The sequence below is a fragment of the Blautia sp. OF09-25XD genome, from assembly GCF_003482095.1.
Classification (GTDB): domain Bacteria; phylum Bacillota; class Clostridia; order Lachnospirales; family Lachnospiraceae; genus Fusicatenibacter; species Fusicatenibacter saccharivorans.
The window spans coordinates 1-1,618 of record NZ_QUMG01000046.1; the positions used below are offsets into that span (position 1 = coordinate 1).

The window sequence follows — 1,618 nt, forward strand, 5'->3', positions numbered from 1 at the left end:
CACCCCCTTGTTTGAGTGAGTATGTTGTTTGTTGGTACTTCAATTATACATCCTTCTACAGAGGGTGTCTTTCTTTTGTGCAATATTTTGGATTTGCTCATTTATAGATAATAATCTACTTCCATTCCATGCATTAAACATATGTGCTGTAAAGAATCCAGCAATGTGTGGCAACTACTTACAGATGGTTTTGTCTCTGAAAGAGTGATTTCCTGAATCATCGGATGCAGAGAGAGTGTGCGACGTGTTGTTGTCTGAACGAAACCAGTCTCAATTAAATCGTTGATTTCATTTAGTGTGGGCAGTTCCAGCCATTTGGCAAATATACGGGCAGAAATACCGGTGGAAGGAAGAAAGCATAGATTACACATGATATCCTGCTGTTTAAGAGATAAAGTGTATAGAGAAAACAGCGTATGGATATGATTGTAATAGGTGGCTTTGCTGCTTTGTCCATCTTTGATTATTTTAATTTTATCTTCGTTATGGAAAGATGCTTTTTCCGCCTGAAGTCTTGTTAATAACTGGTCTGGAGTCGAGATTCCATTTTCCAGAAGTTTTGCTGCCAGTTCCACGGCAAAAGTATGAGAGTGAACAGTTTCGATGATTTTTTCAACTGTTGCCCGGTACGTGTCTGCCTCTGAATAAAATACTGATGCCAGTTGGAAGAGAGCGTTCATATCTGATATTTCTTTTAATGGCAGAGTACAGTATTCATCCAGTCTGCTTCTGGTTGTAAACAAAATCTGGCAGCGATATTTTAATACTACTGACAGAAAGCTGTCTTGTGTAGCAGTGACATTAAAATTATCTATGATCAACAGAGTATCAGATTTCAGGGAACGCAGAAAACGGTTATGTCTTTGAAACCGTTCCTGTTCAGTGCTTTCCGGCAGATCGTCAATAAAATCCATGTCAGTAATATCCTGATGAAGATTGCCGGTATATTCTACATATAGAATGTTAGTGTAATACTCTTTGTAATGTTTTGCGTAGGCTTTGGCAAGTTCGCTTTTTCCAATACCGGCAATTCCGCAAAGAAAAACATGACGGTTTTCTTCAAGCATGGTATATAATTCTTCCAGTTCTTTATCTCTTCCGATAAAATGACGGCATGGTTTCGGAACCTCACTGTCCATAATATAATCCAGCACAATGGGTGACAGGGCACCTCCGGCAATTAATTTTTGATTTTTAGTATCACGTTTGATAAATTGTCGCTCCATGCCAAAAGAAATCAGCTTTGCAAGAAAAAGCAGACGTGAGCTGGCTGGTTTGTACAGAGAAGCCAGATTTTTCTTTTTGGCATCGGAGATGGTGTCATCTTGTATAAATAATGTGTATATATCCTGCATAGCCATATTGCAGTCAGACATCAATGGAAGCAGATTCTGGTGAATGGTTTCTGCCAGTTTTTTCTGATTACTGGGTTTGGAATAGTAGGCAGATATTTTGGGACTGATCTTTGCTTGACCGGTCAGCCAACGACAAACCAGACCATTATCCATAGAAAAATCCTGATTTGCCGGATCATCCATAAAATCTTCAAATAATTCGTATAAAAAATCAGGCTGACTCATTTGATTACTTTCGCTGATATGATTTTTTAAGCAAGTGC

The 1,618-nt window shown here is 38.6% G+C and carries 1 pseudogene; it reads right to left on the reverse strand.

Annotated elements, in window-relative coordinates:
* Nucleotides 1–107 precede the first annotated feature (107 nt).
* A pseudogene (locus DXA93_RS17515) lies at nt 108–1,580 on the reverse strand (Archaeal ATPase); the annotation flags it as partial.
* Nucleotides 1,581–1,618 lie beyond the last annotated feature (38 nt).